Source organism: Xenorhabdus mauleonii, from assembly GCF_900113945.1.
In the GTDB taxonomy this organism is placed as follows: domain Bacteria; phylum Pseudomonadota; class Gammaproteobacteria; order Enterobacterales; family Enterobacteriaceae; genus Xenorhabdus; species Xenorhabdus mauleonii.
On record NZ_FORG01000003.1, the window covers coordinates 277,969 to 296,153 of the forward strand.

Annotated in this window: 16 protein-coding genes; 5 read left to right on the top strand and 11 right to left on the bottom strand. The window is 45.5% G+C overall.

The window, feature by feature from the left end; translation table 11 throughout:
- The first annotated feature begins 261 nt into the window (after positions 1 to 261).
- Together BM100_RS04335 and ppa are read left to right on the top strand one after the other, a co-directional pair.
- The gene (locus tag BM100_RS04335; RefSeq protein WP_092508291.1) at positions 262 to 3,114 is read left to right on the top strand and encodes an inverse autotransporter beta domain-containing protein; all 2,853 of its coding nucleotides are present in this window, start codon (positions 262 to 264) and stop codon (positions 3,112 to 3,114) included.
- A gap of 279 nt (positions 3,115 to 3,393) precedes the next feature.
- A complete protein-coding gene (gene ppa, locus BM100_RS04340; RefSeq protein ID WP_038242388.1) occupies positions 3,394 to 3,924 on the top strand; it encodes an inorganic diphosphatase in 531 nt (176 codons plus the stop codon).
- Positions 3,925 to 4,062: 138 nt separating this feature from the next.
- On the opposite strand, the gene BM100_RS04345 is transcribed toward ppa, so the two are convergent.
- From BM100_RS04345 to tamA, 3 genes are read right to left on the bottom strand one after another with little or no spacing between them, the layout of a single operon-like run.
- Positions 4,063 to 4,410 (bottom strand): gamma-glutamylcyclotransferase family protein, encoded by a 348-nt coding sequence (locus BM100_RS04345; RefSeq protein ID WP_092508293.1) that lies wholly within the window; start codon positions 4,408 to 4,410, stop codon positions 4,063 to 4,065.
- A gap of 1 nt (position 4,411) precedes the next feature.
- A complete protein-coding gene (gene tamB, locus BM100_RS04350) occupies positions 4,412 to 8,248 on the bottom strand; it encodes an autotransporter assembly complex protein TamB (RefSeq protein WP_092508295.1) in 3,837 nt (1,278 codons plus the stop codon).
- Positions 8,245 to 9,987, bottom strand: a complete 1,743-nt coding sequence (gene tamA, locus BM100_RS04355) for an autotransporter assembly complex protein TamA (protein WP_092508297.1) — start codon at positions 9,985 to 9,987, stop codon at positions 8,245 to 8,247. Before tamA ends, tamB begins: the two co-directional genes overlap by 4 nt.
- A 138-nt stretch (positions 9,988 to 10,125) precedes the next feature.
- Here tamA and msrA point away from each other — a divergent pair, with 138 nt between their 5' ends.
- Positions 10,126 to 10,773 (top strand): peptide-methionine (S)-S-oxide reductase MsrA, encoded by a 648-nt coding sequence (msrA, locus tag BM100_RS04360; protein WP_092508299.1) that lies wholly within the window; start codon positions 10,126 to 10,128, stop codon positions 10,771 to 10,773.
- 157 nt (positions 10,774 to 10,930) lie between these two features.
- Entirely contained in the window at positions 10,931 to 12,262 is a 1,332-nt protein-coding gene (gene paeA / locus BM100_RS04365) for a polyamine export protein PaeA (RefSeq protein ID WP_092508301.1), read from the top strand.
- Between the two features lie 133 nt (positions 12,263 to 12,395).
- On the opposite strand, the gene BM100_RS04370 is transcribed toward paeA, so the two are convergent.
- A complete protein-coding gene (locus BM100_RS04370; protein WP_092508303.1) occupies positions 12,396 to 12,602 on the bottom strand; it encodes a DUF1107 domain-containing protein in 207 nt (68 codons plus the stop codon).
- 326 nt (positions 12,603 to 12,928) lie between these two features.
- On the opposite strand from BM100_RS04370, the gene BM100_RS04375 reads away from it, so the two are divergent.
- Positions 12,929 to 13,483 (top strand): YtfJ family protein, encoded by a 555-nt coding sequence (locus BM100_RS04375; protein ID WP_092508305.1) that lies wholly within the window; start codon positions 12,929 to 12,931, stop codon positions 13,481 to 13,483.
- Positions 13,484 to 13,559: 76 nt separating this feature from the next.
- Here BM100_RS04375 and cysQ read toward each other — a convergent pair whose 3' ends face one another.
- The 7 genes from cysQ to rlmB all read right to left on the bottom strand — a co-directional run bounded on the left by cysQ (position 13,560) and on the right by rlmB (position 18,144).
- Positions 13,560 to 14,303, bottom strand: coding sequence for a 3'(2'),5'-bisphosphate nucleotidase CysQ (gene cysQ / locus BM100_RS04380; protein ID WP_092508307.1), 744 nt, complete (start codon positions 14,301 to 14,303; stop codon positions 13,560 to 13,562).
- Between the two features lie 426 nt (positions 14,304 to 14,729).
- A complete protein-coding gene (bamJ, locus tag BM100_RS04385) occupies positions 14,730 to 15,350 on the bottom strand; it encodes a BamJ family beta-barrel-assembly machinery protein (RefSeq protein WP_092508309.1) in 621 nt (206 codons plus the stop codon).
- Between the two features lie 162 nt (positions 15,351 to 15,512).
- Positions 15,513 to 15,965, bottom strand: coding sequence for a 50S ribosomal protein L9 (gene rplI, locus BM100_RS04390; protein ID WP_092508311.1), 453 nt, complete (start codon positions 15,963 to 15,965; stop codon positions 15,513 to 15,515).
- 38 nt (positions 15,966 to 16,003) lie between these two features.
- Positions 16,004 to 16,231: a 30S ribosomal protein S18 gene (gene rpsR, locus BM100_RS04395; RefSeq protein WP_000135199.1), complete on the bottom strand. Its 228-nt coding sequence runs from the start codon at positions 16,229 to 16,231 to the stop codon at positions 16,004 to 16,006.
- Between the two features lie 4 nt (positions 16,232 to 16,235).
- Positions 16,236 to 16,553, bottom strand: a complete 318-nt coding sequence (gene priB / locus BM100_RS04400; protein WP_092508313.1) for a primosomal replication protein N — start codon at positions 16,551 to 16,553, stop codon at positions 16,236 to 16,238.
- A 5-nt stretch (positions 16,554 to 16,558) separates the two neighbouring features.
- Positions 16,559 to 16,957 (bottom strand): 30S ribosomal protein S6, encoded by a 399-nt coding sequence (rpsF, locus tag BM100_RS04405; RefSeq protein WP_092508315.1) that lies wholly within the window; start codon positions 16,955 to 16,957, stop codon positions 16,559 to 16,561.
- 449 nt (positions 16,958 to 17,406) lie between these two features.
- Positions 17,407 to 18,144 carry a 23S rRNA (guanosine(2251)-2'-O)-methyltransferase RlmB gene (gene rlmB, locus BM100_RS04410; protein WP_092508317.1) on the bottom strand — a complete coding sequence of 246 codons (738 nt, stop codon included), beginning with the start codon at positions 18,142 to 18,144 and terminating at the stop codon, positions 17,407 to 17,409.
- Positions 18,145 to 18,185: the final 41 nt, after the last annotated feature.

Here is an 18,185-nt window from a genome sequence, read left to right on the forward strand (position 1 = left end):
ATATTCATTGGATAGTTTTACCCAATAGGATTTAGGTTGCTGATTGATAAAAAGGAAATCATCTCTATTAGATAAATCACATCACAATCAAGATGATTAAGGAAATATCACCAACACACCAGCGCCTTAAAGATAATTTACCATAAATCTGTCAGTTGGATTGTTAACACTATTTTTTAAAAAAATGTTTTTAACACAACATGTTTAACACAATAAAGATCAAGCGCTGGCAACAGCCCATATTTCGTGAGGAATTCAGATATGGACTCGTATATTAACCATAAATCGATCCGATTTTCCGTTCTTTTATATTCGCTTTTGCTGCCCATGACGCCCATGAATGCCTTTTCGGCAGGGGAAAAATCGCTTGAGGACAAGGCCGCAAAAGGAACCTGGCTGAATCCAGCCACTGCCAATCCAGAAGAAAATGATAAAGCCGGGGTGGTTACCCAAAATATCCAGCAGGTGAGCAATGTGCTGTCCTCATCCCCCGCTCAATTGGCAGAACAAGCCAAGTCTTACGCATTAGGTAAAATAAATAACACCATTGCGACAGAAACCCAACAATGGCTGTCCCGTTATGGCACCGCCAGAATTAATTTTTCCCTTGATAGAAAGGGGAAATTGGATAACAGCGCGGTCGACCTGTTGCTGCCGCTGTATGACAACAAAACCGACTGGCTGTTATTTACCCAACTGGGGTATCGGCACAAGGATAGCCGCCACACCCTCAACCTCGGGCTAGGCGGACGCTATTTTACGCCCGGTTGGATGTACGGGATCAATACCTTCTTTGACAATGACGTGACGGGAAAAAATAAACGATTGGGCGTAGGGGGAGAAGCCTGGACGGATTATGTCAAGCTCTCGGCCAATACCTATTGGCGGGTCACTAAATGGCATCAATCCCTCAAAGGCAAAGAGTACGAAGAGCGACCCGCCAACGGGTTTGACCTCAGTGGCGAATTTTACTTACCCGCCTATCCCAACCTTGGCGGGAAGCTGGCCTATGAACAATACTACGGCGATAACGTTGCCCTGTTTAACCGTGATACCCAGCAGAAAAACCCCAGTTTGGCCAGGATCGGCCTGAATTATACCCCGATCCCGCTGGTGACCATGGGGGTGGATTACAAATACGGCAGTGGCGGAAAAAGTGAAACCCTGTTTCAGGCCAACCTGAATTACCGTTTTGGCACCCCTTTTGATGTCCAGATCTCCCCCAGCAGTGTAGCGTCCCTGCGGACATTGGCGGGAAGCCGCTATGATCTGGTGGAAAGAAACAACAATATCGTGCTGGAATACAGGAAAAAACCGGAATTCAATATCACCCTACCCAATTTCGTGAGCGGATACAGTGCCCAGCAACTAAACACTGTGGCGAAAATCATTGCCGCAAAACCAGTGAAACAAATTGACTGGCAGGCTGACCCTCAGTTTATTCAAAATGGCGGAGTAATCATCCCTCGGGAAAACCAGATTGATCTGGTGCTGCCAACGTATACGCCAAATGGAGTCAACGACTATACCTTAATGGCCCGCGCCGACAGTCATGATGGCAGACAACGGGCAGCTCAAATGAAGATTATTGTTGAGCCTTTTATCGTTAAAGAGAAAAGCATTGAGAAAACGGCAGAAGGCCCCTTGGTGACCAATGGCCAGTCAGCTTATGATCTCGCCGCTACCATCACCTATGGCCTGAACAAAAACAACAAATCGCTTGCGAATCACTCGTTCTCAAACGTGGAATGGTACCTCAAACCAGAGAATAAAGAGGCCATACTGACGTGGGATAAATCAGGGAAAAGTGGCACTAAAGGACAATTGACCGCCACCCTCGCGAGTAAGACCCCCTTGGATAAAAATACCAAGATTTATCTGAAGATGGATGGCATGGAAGAGACCCTTATCGGAGGCGGGGGCGGCACAATCAATTTCGACAATGTCAAATTTGACAAGAAAATGCACCAACAGGCCTCTGGCTCTCTCCCTCTGAAAGGCAACGGCCAAGACACATATACCTTTAAAGTCAAGGTGCTCAATGCCCAGAATGAACCGATCAAAACACAGTTCATTCCCGGTGTGACCTGGAAAATCAAAGACAACAAGGACGCCAAAGAGCAGATGAAGTTGGTGACGCCGGAGAATTCCATGACCGATGGAGAGGGGTATTTAGTCGCCAAGTTAACGAGCCAGTATGGGTTTGATGACATCATTGTGGAAGCCACTCTGAATTCCTCAACTGATGGCGTTCAAACCTTGTCATCAGAGCCGGTGAAATTTGAGGTTATTCCACAATTCGCCGGTATTTTGTTGAAGTCAGCCACTGTCCCAGACTTTAGCAAAGAGTTCTCTGCCCAAGAACAAGAAAGGCCTCGCAACGTGCATGATAAACTGGAAGTATACCTGACCCGGAAACAACCAAACCAAGCCACTACATCGCCGATAACGCCAGATACCGGGGGATCATCAGAACATATTCATTTCAGCATTGGCAAAGAAAATGCTGCAAATGCAACGGTAGACCAGAAGACGGGTAAGATCACATTCCCTCCAAGCCCCGACGTCAACGCCCCAGATAATATTTATAATTATCAATCAGGCAAGGCCAATGTTACTGCGCATATTACGGATAGAACTACAGGAGCCAAAGCAACTTATACCTATAATTTCAATATAAAACAGACCTTCCATTATTTCCCTAAACCAAGTAAAGTGCCTTTCCAGAAGATGGGTGATCCTTCGACAAGCCCAACAGCATGTCATGGGCAATCAGGCACTTGGGCCTCGACCCCGGTTTCTAGTGCTCTAAGAGATTTAGTCGATGAGTATGGTTCCACAGATCCAAAAAATTCAAATCTTGGCATTTTTCATAATCCGTCTGGTTCAAGCGAATATATATTAATGTTTGCGTCACTAGACCAAAACCCTAACTCACCTATGGCCATGTTCCTGCTGTACAATTACAAAACTAATTCAGTGAAACCGCGAGATCCATCCGATAAAATACCAGGGCATAACCCCAACGACAGTGAACGTGAGAACGATTTAAATACCCCTCCTTACATAGATACAAATCTAATAGGAAATGTGCTGTGTATCCCCTCCAGATAAGTGATTGCAAATATGGCGCGTTAAGTGCAAGCAGTCACAAAAACAGGCCCAATTATATTTGGGCCTGTTTTTTTATCCTATATGCCGTAAACCTCTCGTGTTCACAACGTATCAGACGATAACGTTAAAACCAAAATCAGATTGCCAGAGCAGCACAGCATTGCTGCCATGCCCTACCTTGCGGTAATAAAATGCAACCGAAAAATCTGAAGATTTTAAACCTCTTTTAGCTATAATACCCCGCACTCCATTTTGGTTTGAAATTGAAGGAAACCTTTTATGAGCCTGAACAACGTCCCAGCGGGCAAAGAGCTGCCTGAAGATATCTATGTCATCATTGAGATCCCTGCAAATGCAGATCCTATCAAATACGAAGTAGACAAAGAGTCTGGTGCCCTGTTTGTAGACCGTTTCATGTCAACGGCTATGTTCTATCCATGCAACTACGGCTATATCAATAACACACTGTCCCTTGATGGTGACCCTGTGGATGTGCTGGTTCCAACGCCATACCCGTTACAGCCAGGCTCCGTGATTCGCTGCCGTCCTGTCGGTGTTTTGAAAATGACCGATGAATCCGGTGAAGATGCGAAATTAGTTGCGGTTCCTCACACCAAGTTAAGCAAAGAATATGATCACATTAAAGATGTGAACGATCTGCCAGAGTTACTGCGTGCGCAAATCACCCACTTCTTTGAGCACTACAAAGATCTGGAAGCAGGCAAATGGGTTAAAGTAGACGGCTGGGATAACGCAGAAGCCGCTAAAGCTGAGATTGTCTCTTCTTTTGAGCGTGCTGCAAAAAAATAATCCGTATGGATAACAACGGGTTTTGATTTCAAAAAAACCTCTGTTTTTTACAAATACAGAGGTTTTTTTAGTTTGATTCTCGATTGTATGAAAATAAATTACAGCGATTCAATGAGCAGTCAGAACAGTCACTGACCCCTACCCTTCTTCATGGCGTTTCAACCAATCACCACTTGCTATCCGACACAACCCTTCAACAGGCAATTTATAAAGATAGATCCATGCCTTGCCGTAAGGTGTTTCAATGAGTTCCCTTAGATATTCCTGAGAGTTCTTTTTCAATTCATCCAACTCTGTCAGGATAGATGGCGTTATGCGATATACTTCGCACTCAATTGCCCCTTCTCCACGAATAACCGCCGGATAATGCCCCAGATCATAAATTTCATAACCTTCTAATCTGTGTTCTCCCAACAATTGGGCATCCGTCATCCAGTGATGATTACCTTGCTTGTGCCTCAGGCTACCATAAACAATAACTCGCATTTTAAAACTCAAACTCATAGAGCAGATCTAAAGTTTTATCAATACCAGATACTGCTTCCAGATACAATCTTGGCATAACACGATAGCGCAATGTCAATGTCGCCAAGGAGTCGAAAATACCAACACCATACTTCACTTGTAAGTCCTGGTTAATCCTCCCACTTACAACGACCTGAGATTTGTCGCCAACGCCTTGTGTATCCAGAGCCAGATCTGAAACACCAAAGGTCTTTCCAATCTTACCCACTAATTGACCACTCTGGGCAACCCCCAAACCAATCAACATGGCCGTCATCTGAGAGTTATCCGACCCTCCTTTTTCCAAACCTTCACCACGTAAAAGATAGGAAAGCGCTTCCTGTTGTGATTTTGCAGGATCAGAGAAAATCTCCACTTTGGGTTTATCTGCAAGCCCCGTCACTCTTACACCTGCAATAACATTATTTGCCGTCGATTCAGGGTTGCGGATAGCTTCAATATTTAGCAAAGGCTGATCCGGCGGGCCAGAAAACATAATCGTTCCCTTACGTACCTGTAGATCTTGCCCGTAAGCATGGAAACGGCCTTCAGGAATATCTATCTGACCGTTCAGCCCCAGCCCCTGCCGATCCTGAAGAACGCTTAAAGCTCCGGTAAGCCGTGCTTGCAGACCAAATGCATTCAAGCGTACATCATCACCAACCCGAATATTTAAGTTGCTTTGGATCAAGATGGGAGACTTTTTCTTCTCTATCGGATGGAGATTTTTATCCAACATTACCTCATCAGAAGAGATCCCAACCGCTGATTCTGGTAATTCCTGAACCGTAATCCGTGCCCACGGAATATCTACCTTCCCATTTATTTTCAGTAAATTAGGACTGGCTTCCAGTACAATATCTGGGCTAACGTCCACCTTCACCATCGGTGGAACAGTGACACGCAATTTGTCGCCATTGGCAGCAATCTTGGCATACCATGCATCCAGGCGACGCCAGTCAGCATTGCCACGTAGATTTAATTGCCCCTTCGGAGTCTTAATCATCCCGCTCAAATCAGAACGTGTACCATCAAAATGGACTGCCAACTGCCCCTGAGAGATATCAAATGGCAGCCAATGGCTGATCATTTGTAGGTTATCAGCCTTAAGTAAACCGAACAGAAGTGGGTTTTTGGCATTTCCCCCAAGGCGCAAATTCGCATTTATCCCCCCTTCAGCTTTTTCACCTTTACCCAAAATAGGATTAATCAAATTCAAGGAGAAATCTTGCATATCGACATTGCCGGATAACTTACGGCTATTTTCTAAATCAGCGATCTGCACATTCCCCTTCAATTGACCATTTCCAGACAATTTGAAGAGCCATGCTAATTTTGCGTTACCATTTTCCAGCCCCACATTCAATGTGAGTGATTCAAAATCAACCGGCAACGTAGCACCTTCCACAACTTGCCTGACTTGAACACCGCTCCCTTGCAAGGCCACTTTTGCTTGCGGCAAGCCTTTATTTTCTGCCCACCTGATATCAGCATTACCGCTGAATATGCCTTTAAGCTGGGTATTTTTATCAAGAAATGACTGAATCATCGCCAAGTCAAAACGCTCAAGCGCAATTTGGGCATGACCGTTACTTCCTGCTTCAATGGGTTTTGAAATACAGATATGTGCGTTAGGATTGAGCCAACAGTGGGCACCAATCGTGACTTTTTGCGATAATTTCAGATAATCAATGGAGATTGCTTTACTTAAACGCCATTCACCGACTGGCGTATCAAAGTAAGTATTGTTGATATTGCCTTTCCAGCGTTCCTGCTGGCGATCAAAACTACCATTGAGCGCCAATTGGCCTGAAATGGGTTCCCCTTCCATTTTCAGTTGTAAATTATGCTGCTTTTCTGTGCCCTTAGCGTTCAGCATCAGATTATTGATAGTCAAATTCGCTTGTTTCAGTTGGTGAACGGCAACTGATAACTGCCCTTGAATTTGCTCTGTCGAACGGATATCTCCCTTAATTGCGGCACTATCCAGCCAGAGATCATTTTGCCACCTGACTCCCCGCGCATTCAGATCCGCCAAGATTTGAGGTGCTTTCAGATTTCCACGCAGTTTGACATTCCCCGTTACCAGACCAGCCAAACCAGGTAATAATCCATTGAGTTGCGGCGCATTAATTTCGCCATCCAATTTCCATGCTTCATCCGTAAGCCGTCCTTGCACATTCAGTGTATTGCGCCCAAAAGCCAGATCAAATTTGGGGATGTCCCACTGTCCGGCGGCATTACCCGATGCCTTGCCATGTACTTTCACCGCATTCTCTTTTACATGGCCATTAAGGGTAATTTCAGGAATTTGGAGCTGCCAACTGCCACCATACAGGCTACCACGCACCGCCATTCTTCCCTCAATCTTGGCAGGCCATTCTGGCCACTGTTTAGCAGTATTTATCCCCTCCAAAAGCAGTTTGGCATTCCAACTAATCGCCTTGCCCCAGCCAACAACACCAGTCACATCCGCTTTCCCCTGTAGGGCAGCCAAACGCAGGCGGGTTAATCGCAATAGTTCCTCATTTCCTTTCGCATCCAGCATCAGTGATGCAGGAGGAATATCGTTGCCCTTGATATCAGAGCGCAGAGAAAGGGCGTAATTGTTGGCTTCACCATTCAAGCGCAGTTTGACACCATCAAGTTGGTAATCAGGCTTGCCCTTCAATGGCCATTGCAATTTTTGGCTCTGCAACGTCAGGCGCAGTGGTAAACCTGCTTTTGCCAGTTCGGTTTGAGCATCTAAATGGGCGGTTATCGCGCCAGAAAGATGCAATGCAAGATCAAGCTGCTGCAACAAAGCGCCATTCAGCGTTAAATCTATCTTTTGCCCTTTTAGCTCATCCAAATGCACATCAGTTAAATTATCGATATTCCCTTTGATCACCAGCTTGACCGGCCACTGCTGCGCAAGTTCTGCCGTTCCTTGTATCGCAAGTGAGCCTTCTGGAGCCTGCACATTCAGCGTTTTTACATCAATTTGCTGCCCTTGGTTTTGGGCTTGTAGTAGCAAATCATTTACCGTGAGATCTGTATCTCCGGTCAGGCGAAGATTACGCCCGTGGATACCTTCTACCGTTATATCAAGGGGAATAGGAACATTCGGCAGTTCAGACAACAGAGGCTTCGCAAACAACGCTTTTAAGCTATCGCCTAATGACTGCTCACCTAATGATTGCTCAGGTACGATTGGCTGCCCGGTTTTTGATTTAGTTTTTAGTTTAGTTTTCGGTGTAGTTTTCGGTTGCTGATTAATGTGTGCCGGTGATGTCTTTGGCAGTTCCACCAGCAATGTGTTGATTTCCGTCGGCTTTAATATCAGCTTTTTTTCCCGCCATTGTGCAGCCGTTTTAAATTCATTCAAATCAATGGCAATATCATCCACTTTGACATGGATATTTTTTAAAGAGAGTAAATCCAGCGAGATAGGATAAGGTGTTTGTAATTCAGTCAGGGGTTCAGATTCAGGGGTAGGTTCCGAAGGCGGAAGTTCAGCCGTATTGACCGAAACATTAACACCTTCCGTCGTCAGGGCATTGATGCACACATGACTGTGCCGGAAACAAGAAAGTTGTAACGAGAGATGTAGATTGTCGGCACTGACATCCACACCCGGCATCTGATATTTTACGCCTTTTAGCGTTAGATCGCGCCAGCCTCCGCTGACACTGGCGATATCCAGCCCCGGAACCCAACGGGCCGCGCTGTTAATCATAAAATGCAGGCCAGACTGGGTTCCGACCAATCCCACAATCGTCATCAATAACAGGCCAACAAACAACAAGAAAACAATGCTGACCTTTTTTACCCAACTCATAGCTCAGCCCCTAATCCAATATAAAACAGAGTCTTATTTCTGTTTGGATCACCAATTGGCCTTGCTAGATCAAATTTTATCGGCCCGACGGGAGAAGCCCAACGGACACCCATTCCGACACCGGTTTTAAAATTACTCTTTTTAATATCATCCACGGCTTCACCTGAATCTACAAACAACGCCCCCCACCAATTCCCATAAACGTTATATTGGTATTCCAATGAACCCACTACCAGTTTGGACGCCCCGACTAGTTTGCCTTTATTGTTTTTGGGTGAAATTTGCTGGTACTGATAACCGCGGACACTGCGATCACCACCAGCAAAGAAGCGAAGATCCGGTGGGACTTTGTCGAACTCATTGGTTTCTATCCAACCAAAATCTGCCCTCATCACAAAACGGTGATCCTCGTTATATGTTCTGACCCAGACGTGGTTTGCCTGAAACACGATAAAATCCACATCGGATTGCCATGTTTTATTGGAGATATCAAACGAATAACGTTGACTGTCTCCCCAATAAGGCATCGTGCCGCCCCGTTGGCGAATACGGCTGACGTTCACTCCCGGATAAAGCAACATGGTGGTATTGGTTACATTCGCCTGAGTAAAGTGGCTGAGGCTCCAGCGAAGATTGATGCCATATTGCCAGCCGGTAGAACGATCCCAATTGCGGGCAAGATTCAGCGTTGCTGTGTCTGAAATCGTATCGTTGAGATCTTTACGTTTATAGCCGGTTTGCAGCTCGAAATATTCTTCAAGTGGATTGGTTTTAAGCGGCATTTTATAGGATGCATCAATGATTTGCTCCCGCGCTGACACATTCAGGCTGGTACTCAGGCTGTGACCACGGGAATTGAGCCACGGTTTTTTCCATTTCGCCTGAGCGCGGGGGCCGACATCCGTTGCATACCCTCCCCCCAATTCAACATAGTTGGCAGAGCGGGGGACTAAAGATGCATCCAATGGCAATAACTTATCTTTACTCTCGCGCCCTATTTTGAAATCTGGCACAACAACGGCGGAATTGAACCACCCGGTATCCACCAAGCGACGGTTGAACTCAGCCAACTGCTCTGAGGTGTAATATTCCCCCTGCTTGAATGGGACAAGGTTATTCAGATAACTGTCACGGATTTGCGAACCGTGGAATGCCACCGGGCCAAAGCGATAGCGTTGTCCGCTATCAAAATCGAAATTCCAAATGGATTCGTGTAATTCTTTTGATACACCGAGTTCGCTTTTCTTCATTACCGCATCAAAATATCCTTTTTTGACAGCCAAATTCGCCAATGAACCCTTAAAATCTTCATATTCACCATGATTAAGAACTTCCCCTTCCTTTGGCATATTTTTTTTAATAAGGGCGGCATAATCTTTATCGGTTTTCGCGCCACCTTCCAGCTCAATGTTTACCTTAGCAACACGCACGGGTTCGCCAAGCGTTACTTTTGCTGTCAAAACAGGACGGGCCGGTGGTGTATTTTCTTGATAGGTAAATTCAACGGTGGGATCATAATATCCCAATGGACGAAGCCCTTGCCGTATTGCTTTTTCTACGCGGGCACGGAAACGTCCATCAGGAGAAACTTCATCAGTGCTGATATTTGAAAGCTGTACTCTGGCATTTTTTTCTAATTGGCCAGAAAGCCCTTCCACTTTCAACCGTAAATTTGCACTATAAGCCGATGGAGTTGCGATAGATACAAAAAGCGCACATATGAGGTGGTATCGTGACACTCGAACTCCTAATATTTATCTATCTGTAAGGTAAAATCCAATAATATAAAAAAGCTGCAATAAATTAATTCTGGTAAAGTTTTAAATATATACAAGCAGCACGCAACTATAAATTTCGTGAATATGAGGAAGAAAATTTTGCCAAATTCAGCCCATGAAAGCCAACACGTTTCCACACAGAATAGCCCATCTGCCGGAAACACGCCCTTAACTGTATCACCCTATCATGTCATCACGCAGCATGCGATAGATAACATTCCTGAAAATATGGAAATTGCTTATGTCGGCATGGGGTGTTTTTGGGGCGTTGAACGCCTTTTCTGGCAACAGGAAGGGATATATACAACCTCTGCGGGTTATAGTGGCGGCACTACGCCAAACCCAACCTATGAAGAAGTTTGCACAGGCCTGACCGGGCATGCTGAAGTGGTCAGGATTGTATTTGATCCAACCAAAATCACTTATGCGCAATTGCTGACACTGTTCTGGGAAAACCATGATCCCGCCCAAGGCATGCGCCAACACGGCGATATCGGTACCCAATACCGTTCTGCTCTTTATACTGTTTCGCCACAACAGCATGAACAGGCACTTGCCAGCCGTGAACAATTTCAGCAAGCCATGATTCAAAATGGTGATCAACGGACGATTACAACAGAAATCCATGAAGCCGGGCCTTTTTATTTTGCGGAAGACTATCACCAGCAATATCTCCATAAGAATCCGGAAGGATATTGTGGATTGGGTGGTACCGGTATTTGCTTCCCTCCCGCGCACAAAAACTAGCCGACTCAATTAGCCCAATGTTATAATAATTGGGCTAAAATTATTTAGTTACCGCATGTTGTGGTGATACTTTTTATTGGTATATTTTTTTTATCTCTCTTCCAGTGTTATTCAAATAAAACCTACCCTATTACTGGAGATGAAACACGGATACTTTATGTTAAACAGTTTATTGATAATAGTTTTGCTTTGTGCGATCAGCGCATTTTTTTCTCTATCAGAAATTTCATTGGCGGCTTCAAGAAGAATTAAACTAAAACTCATGGCCGATGAAGGAAACGTCAACGCCGCCCATGTTCTCAAACTTCAAGAAACTCCCGGTATGTTCTTCACTGTGGTGCAAATTGGTCTGAATGCCGTTGCAATCCTCGCCGGGGTAGTGGGTGAATCCGCATTTTCACCTGCACTGAAAACCCTGTTCATGAAGTTTATGAACCCTGAGTGGGCTGACCAACTCGGTTTCATCTGCTCTTTCACTATCGTTACCAGTATCTTTATCCTGCTTGCTGATTTAACACCTAAACGCATTGGCATGATTAGACCTGAAGCTGTTGCTGTGAAAATTGTCAATCCAATGCGTTTCTGTCTGGCTACCTTCCGCCCTCTGGTTTGGTTATTTAATGGTCTGGCTGATTTTATCTTCAAAATCTTTAAGATCCCGATGGTACGCAACGAAGACATCACACCTGATGATATTTATGCGGTCTTTGAAGCCGGTGCTGTCGCCGGAGTATTGCGCAAGCAGGAACATGAACTCATTGAAAATGTTTTCGAACTGGAGTCCCGCACAGTACCTTCTGCGATGACCTCACGTGAAAGTGTGGTGTATTTTGATAAAAGTGAAGATGAGAACAGTATTAAAGAAAAAATCTCCACTCATCCCCACTCAAAATTCTTGGTTTGTGATGGCGACATTGACCACGTCATCGGATATGTGGACTCAAAAGATCTCCTCAATCGTGTCCTGAGTGGGCAAAGCCTTAGCTTGAAAAATGGCGTCCAGATCCGCAATGCCCTGATGATCCCGGATACCCTGTCGCTTTCCGATACGCTGGAGAGCTTCAAGGCTTCAGGAGAAGATTTTGCCATTATTCTCAATGAATATGCCTTGGTCATGGGGGTTATCACGCTTAACGATGTTATGACGACATTAATGGGTGATTTAATCGGTCAGGGGCAAGAAGAGCAAATCGTTGTTCGTGATGAGAATTCATGGCTGGTAGAAGGCGGTACGCCGATTGAAGATGTCATGCGTGTTTTGGATATCGATGATTTCCCAGACTCCAGCAATTATGAAACCATCGCAGGTTTTATGATGTTCCGCCTGCGAAAAATTCCCAAGCGGACAGACTATGTCAAATTCGGTGGCTATAAATTTGAGGTAGTGGATATTGATAATTATAAAATTGATCAATTGCTGGTAACAAAAATCGCCGCCCCCAATATGCAAGTTCAACCAACCAATACTGAGCAATCTCAGGAAGCTTAAGGCAGAGAAAAGTAACGGTTGGGATCAAAAAACGGCCGAAAGGCCGTTTATTATACTCATGGTGTGCTATCGATAAGGTATGCATCCATCAGTTAGCGAGTAACTGCACGTAGAAGTGAGCAATTGCAGAAAGTTATCCCATCTCGGTCTGTAGGCGCAGCACTTGCTGATTAACTTCACTCATTACATGGAAATGACGTTTATCCTTTATCTTCGGCGGTAAAATTTTCCCATAGTTAAATTCAAAAGCGCCCATATCTTTAATATATAAACGCCCACTAAATAGAGTTTTTACGTAGAGAGCAATTTTCAGTGGGTTATAGTGGTGAAAGATTTTCATCTCTGTTTTTTTCCTCCCATGCTTCTTACCGTACCATTCTTTTACAGCACATAATCAGTGAATCAAACAACGCATCACTGCCATGTACCATCTATAGACTGCCTATATGAAAATTTGTTCCCTTGGCCTTAAGGCTCAATCACTATCTTTACATAACCTTATGAAAGGAATAGAGAATTATAGCCCGACATTTATAAATTTAGCTATATTTTGTGCTGAATGTTATCAAATTGTTTACTTTAATGAGGACAGACCAGTTAACAAGCGCTATGCTGAGTGTGACATTCCCTGATAACATGCCACACCATGCTAAGTAAGGAATAAATATGATAAAAAACATTGTGTTATCTGCAATATTGAGCTTGATGCCAATATTTGCATTCGCCCACAACATCACATTGGGGCAACCAGTCCCTGCGGTCAATGTGACTGATAAAGGTGAGCTGCAACTCAACGATGGCAAGTTCAGCTATAAAAGTTGGAGCAGCGCTGAACTCCCGGGCAAGGTGAGAACAATCCAGCACATTGCCGGCCGCAGTTCCGCAAAAGAGATGAATGATCCGCTGATTCAAGCATTAAAAAATGCCGATTTGCCTAAGGATAAATACCAAACAACCAGTGTTGTGAATACCGACGACGCTATTTTTGGCACCAGCGTTTTTGTTCGCAATAGTCTCGAAGACAGTAAACAACAGTTTCCATGGTCACAATTTATTGTCGACAGCAATGGGCTGGCCAAAAAAGCCTGGGGCCTGGAACCCAACAGTTCAGCAATCATTGTGCTGGATAAGCAAGGTAACGTGAAATTTGTCAAAGATGGCAAATTAAGCAATGAAGAAATTCAGCACGTCATCAGCCTTATCAAAGAAGAGTTGAAGTAATAATCCGCTAAGATCGCTCCGTCAAAATAGTTCCGTGATAATGGTTCCATCGCTGTGAGCCATTATCACCTGAACATTAAAAAATACTGACTCTAAACCCCGGATTCAGAAATGATTCACGTGGAGAGTAATCCAGCGTTTTCCCTTCCCAGTCAGTTACATGTGCGCCCGCTGCAATTGCAACTGCATGACCGGCTCCGGTATCCCAAATATTGGTCGGCCCGAAGCGCGGATACAGTTGAGCCTTCCCTTCCGCAACCATGCAGAATTTAAGTGATGAGCCGACGGCAAGCGTATCGTGTACCCCGAGCTGGGTAAGATAATCATTCAGTTCTTCATCATCGCGATGAGAGCGGCTAACGACTACAACAGGCGGAGTTGCCGGAACCGCTCTAATCGGCAAGGCATGTCCATTGATTTCCTTCCATGCATGGCGATCTTGCCCTGAATACAGAATATCCTGCGCAGGGACGTAAACCACGCCCATCACTGGGATGCCTTCTTCAATCAAGGCGATATTGACAGTGAATTCACCATTCCGGCGAATAAATTCTTTTGTGCCATCCAGTGGATCCACCAGCCAGTAACGCCGCCAGTTTTTCCTCTCTTCCCATGCAGGTGGATCTTCTTCTGACAACAATGGGATATCAGGCGAAATACGCAATAAACCGTCTTTAATGATCTTGTGTGCGGCAATATCCGCGGCAGTAACCGGTGAGTCATCAGTCTTGCGCTCTACTTGCAACGGTTGCTCGGCCTGATAAATCTCCATGATCGCAGCCCCTGCTTCGCGTGCCAATTGGCAGATCTGTTGTAGCATCATACACCTCTACATTCACTGTTCAGCTATTCCCGTCAATAACTCTCGTCAATAACCATTATCTATAATTGCCGCCAATAATTTCAAACCATTGCCTTAATCAGCGCTGCAAGTTGAAAATTATTTTTGGGCACAATATTTGATAGCTACATTTTTAACGCATTTTTTACTGCAATAGCGAGTATTTTATTATTTTCGCACACCTATGAGATAATGGTCTTATATGCCCGTGAAATGTCACCCTGCAGCATTTTTAATCCTGAAAAATTCTTTCACCTTGGGGCGCACTGCTAACAACAGTTGCAGCATCAGCCCTTTTCTAGCTGGAGTGCGCATATGCAAAAACTCAAAAAAAATCCCTCGGATAGACCAAGGGATTTATGCAGGAAATACAACGCTAACTGATTATGTTTAATCAATCGTCAGTTACAGGATTTCCAGTAATTCAACTTCAAAAATCAGCGTGCTGTAAGGAGGAATGGAGGCACCCGCGCCACGCTCACCATAAGCCAAATTATGAGGAATATAGAGTTCCCACTTCGAACCAACAGGCATCAGAGTCAGGGCTTCAATCCAACCCGGGATAACACCACTGACCGGGAATTCTGCTGGTGTGCCGCGCTGCACTGAGCTGTCGAATACCGAACCATCAACCAAACGGCCAGTATAATGAACGCGAACACGGTCTGTACGGGCAGGGATTGCACCTTCACCTTGTGTCAGGACAGAAAATTGCAGGCCAGATTCAGTGCTGCTTACGCCTTCACGCTGCGCATTTTCTGTCAGGAATTTTTTGCCTTCTTCAGCCATCGCTTGCTGACGTTCACGACGAACGCCGTCAGCACGTTCATGAATCTCACGCAGCGCACGATGCAATTCTTCAACAGGGATCGCAGGAGCACGACTTTCCAGTGCATCACACAGGCCAGCCAGCAGTGCTTCCGGCTCCAGACCTTGCAGGCCAGATTCCTGTAATTGTTGCCCAACCTGCAAACCAATACCGTAGCTTGCTCGCGCTTCAATAGATTCCAAAGAAGGTTTTGTCATGAAAATACCTGTTATTAAATGAATGAAGGCTCAAGCATAACAGCACTGTCTGGAAGGGTAAACGCGTGAAAGGTTTTAATCTGTTTTCATCTGGTTAAATCAATAAAAAAACGCCGGCAATGCCAGCGTTTTTTTGTCACATGTTCTTTAGCTAATCAGAGATTAAGCTTCTGGAACGATGTTAACGTTCAATTTTGCGAATACATCGCTGTGTACTTGGAAGTCAACTTCGTGCTCACCAACAGTACGCAGAACGCCGTTAGGCAGGCGAACTTCGCTCTTAGATACTGTAACGCCAGCAGCAACAACTGCATCAGCGATGTCACGAGTACCGATAGAACCGAACAGTTTGCCTTCGTCACCCGCTTTAGAAGCGATAGTAACAGAGCCCAGAGCGCTGATTTGCGCTGCACGAGCTTCTGCTGCAGACAGAACGTCAGCCAGTTTAGCTTCCAGCTCAGCACGGCGAGCTTCGAAAAATTCGATGTTTTTCTTAGTTGCAGGAACAGCTTTGCCCTGTGGTACTAAGAAGTTACGGGCATAACCCGCTTTAACGTTAACTTGATCACCCAGGCTACCCAGGTTAGCTACTTTATCAAGCAGAATAATTTGCATTACCTTATCCTCTCAAAGTCGTTAATGGACTGAGCCTATTACTGATGACGATCAGTGTAAGGCAACAGAGACAGGTAGCGTGCACGCTTGATAGCACGAGCGAGCTGACGCTGGTATTTTGCACGGGTGCCAGTGATACGGCTTGGTACAATTTTACCGCTTTCGGTAATGTAGTTTTTCAGCGTAGCGATATCTTTATAATCGATTTCTTGTACGCCTTCCGCTGTGAAGCGGCAGAACTTGCGACGACGGAAATAACGTGCCATTTGGCTAGTCTCCAGAATCTATCAATTCAATCTGCTCGGCATGAAGAACCAGTTTGCTAAGACCATTGCGCCCATAGTGGGTGTTGATGAATCCTGAAACCGTGATTCGACTGCCGACCGTTATACTGTGAGTATGTTCCTGTAACGATTGTCCGCTGGCAATGACGGGTATTCTGCACCATGATTGCCTGCTGAATCCGGCTTCCTGTTGCTGTGAACGATGTTCGATCACGAATTGGCAATGTGGAATGCCGGAAGGACTAACTTTTCGTATCGGTGCCTTGCACACTGTGCCTGAAAGCACCAACCGATTAGTTGTCACAGTAATTACTCTTCAGAATCCCCAGCTTCATCTGCATCATCGATCAGATCTTCTTCAGAGACCAGATCACGGCTGCGGCGTTCGTCTTTAGCCTTAACCATTGGTGATGCTTCAGTTACTGCGTGTTTAACGCGCATAACCATGCTGCGGATAACGGCGTCGTTGAAGCGGAAGTTAGTTTCCAGCTCATCAATCGCTTCTTGTGGCGCTTCAACGTTCAGCAGAACGTAGTGAGCCTTGTGCAGTTTGTTGATTGGGTAAGCCAGTTGACGACGACCCCAGTCTTCCAGACGATGAATCTGACCTTGCGCGTTAGTGATAGTCGCACTGTAACGCTCGATCATGCCCGGAACCTGTTCGCTTTGGTCAGGATGGACCATAAAAACGATTTCGTAATGACGCATTAGCATTGCTCCTTACGGATTATTCAGCCTCCTGTCAGGGTCAGCCGTGGCCCATGGAGGCAAGGAACGTGTTTAGTACGGCTGAAAAATTGACGCGTAACTATACCCACACAATATAAAAAACTCAAGGTATGGGTACATAAAAAACGCGTTTATTATTCTTTCGGTTGTCTTGTAATGACTTTAGAACGCCTTATGATGGCTATACCCGCCGCCTTTCAAGTGGCTTCTGCTTGGCTTTGTTATTGCTTTGGCTACGTCCACGCCCCCAATCGCCATTGTCATAAACATACGGTTATTATGTTTGGGGATGGGTGACAAACCCCCGCTTCTCACCGGAAACCGGTCTTTAGCCGGGCGAATTCGTTCCCGACGAATTCGCCATGTTCTTGCCGCCGCGATACAACGTAAACCCTATTAGGGATTAACATAGGGTATAGCGCATAAGTTTACTGAGCGCTTCTCTGGCGTACGATCTCGAACAGGCATACCCCTGTTGCCACCGATACGTTCAAGGAAGAAACTGATCCCGCCATTGGAATGCTAATCAGTTCATCGCAATGGTCGCGTGTCAGACGGCGCATGCCTTCACCTTCCGCTCCCATGACCAATGCCATCGGGCCGGTCAGTTTGCTTTCATATAACGCATGAGTCGCTTCGCCCGCCGTTCCGACAATCCAAATATTGTGTTCCTGCAGTAAACGCAAGGTACGGGCAAGGTTCGTTACACGAATGAGGGGAACGCTTTCTGCGGCACCACAAGCCACTTTTTTGGCTGTTGCATTCAGTTGTGCCGAGCGATCACGGGGAACGATAACCGCATCAACACCTGCCGCATCCGCAGTACGCAGGCAAGCACCCAAGTTGTGTGGATCTGTGACACCATCCAGCACCAACAAAAACGGGCGTTCCAGTTGGGACAAAAAATCGGGCAGATCATTTTCCTGATACTGGCGCCCCGGTTTGACCCGCGCAATAATGCCTTGGTGGACAGCGCCTTCGGTCTGGGTATCCAACCATTGGCGATTAGCCAGTTGTACCGAGATACCGATATTTTCCAATTCTTGCAGCAACGGGGTCAAACGGCGATCTTCCCGCCCTTTCAATACATAAACTTCCATGAACCGCTGTGGATCACTTTCTAATAAAGCTTTAACGGCATGGATACCGTAGATAATTTCACTCATGACTGGCTGATACCTGATTCACTGATTAACTATTTACTGCA

What these genes read in the sequence shown, in the direction of transcription:
- BM100_RS04335 (WP_092508291.1), top strand. Translation starts at nt 262, where the DNA reads ATGGACTCGTATATTAACCATAAATCGATCCGATTTTCCGTTCTTTTA.
- rplI (WP_092508311.1), bottom strand. Translation starts at nt 15,965, where the DNA reads ATGCAAATTATTCTGCTTGATAAAGTAGCTAACCTGGGTAGCCTGGGT.
- bamJ (WP_092508309.1), bottom strand. Translation starts at nt 15,350, where the DNA reads ATGACAAAACCTTCTTTGGAATCTATTGAAGCGCGAGCAAGCTACGGT.
- paeA (WP_092508301.1), top strand. Translation starts at nt 10,931, where the DNA reads ATGTTAAACAGTTTATTGATAATAGTTTTGCTTTGTGCGATCAGCGCA.
- cysQ (WP_092508307.1), bottom strand. Translation starts at nt 14,303, where the DNA reads ATGCTACAACAGATCTGCCAATTGGCACGCGAAGCAGGGGCTGCGATC.
- tamB (WP_092508295.1), bottom strand. Translation starts at nt 8,248, where the DNA reads ATGAGTTGGGTAAAAAAGGTCAGCATTGTTTTCTTGTTGTTTGTTGGC.
- BM100_RS04375 (WP_092508305.1), top strand. Translation starts at nt 12,929, where the DNA reads ATGATAAAAAACATTGTGTTATCTGCAATATTGAGCTTGATGCCAATA.
- BM100_RS04370 (WP_092508303.1), bottom strand. Translation starts at nt 12,602, where the DNA reads ATGAAAATCTTTCACCACTATAACCCACTGAAAATTGCTCTCTACGTA.
- ppa (WP_038242388.1), top strand. Translation starts at nt 3,394, where the DNA reads ATGAGCCTGAACAACGTCCCAGCGGGCAAAGAGCTGCCTGAAGATATC.
- BM100_RS04345 (WP_092508293.1), bottom strand. Translation starts at nt 4,410, where the DNA reads ATGCGAGTTATTGTTTATGGTAGCCTGAGGCACAAGCAAGGTAATCAT.
- rlmB (WP_092508317.1), bottom strand. Translation starts at nt 18,144, where the DNA reads ATGAGTGAAATTATCTACGGTATCCATGCCGTTAAAGCTTTATTAGAA.
- rpsR (WP_000135199.1), bottom strand. Translation starts at nt 16,231, where the DNA reads ATGGCACGTTATTTCCGTCGTCGCAAGTTCTGCCGCTTCACAGCGGAA.
- rpsF (WP_092508315.1), bottom strand. Translation starts at nt 16,957, where the DNA reads ATGCGTCATTACGAAATCGTTTTTATGGTCCATCCTGACCAAAGCGAA.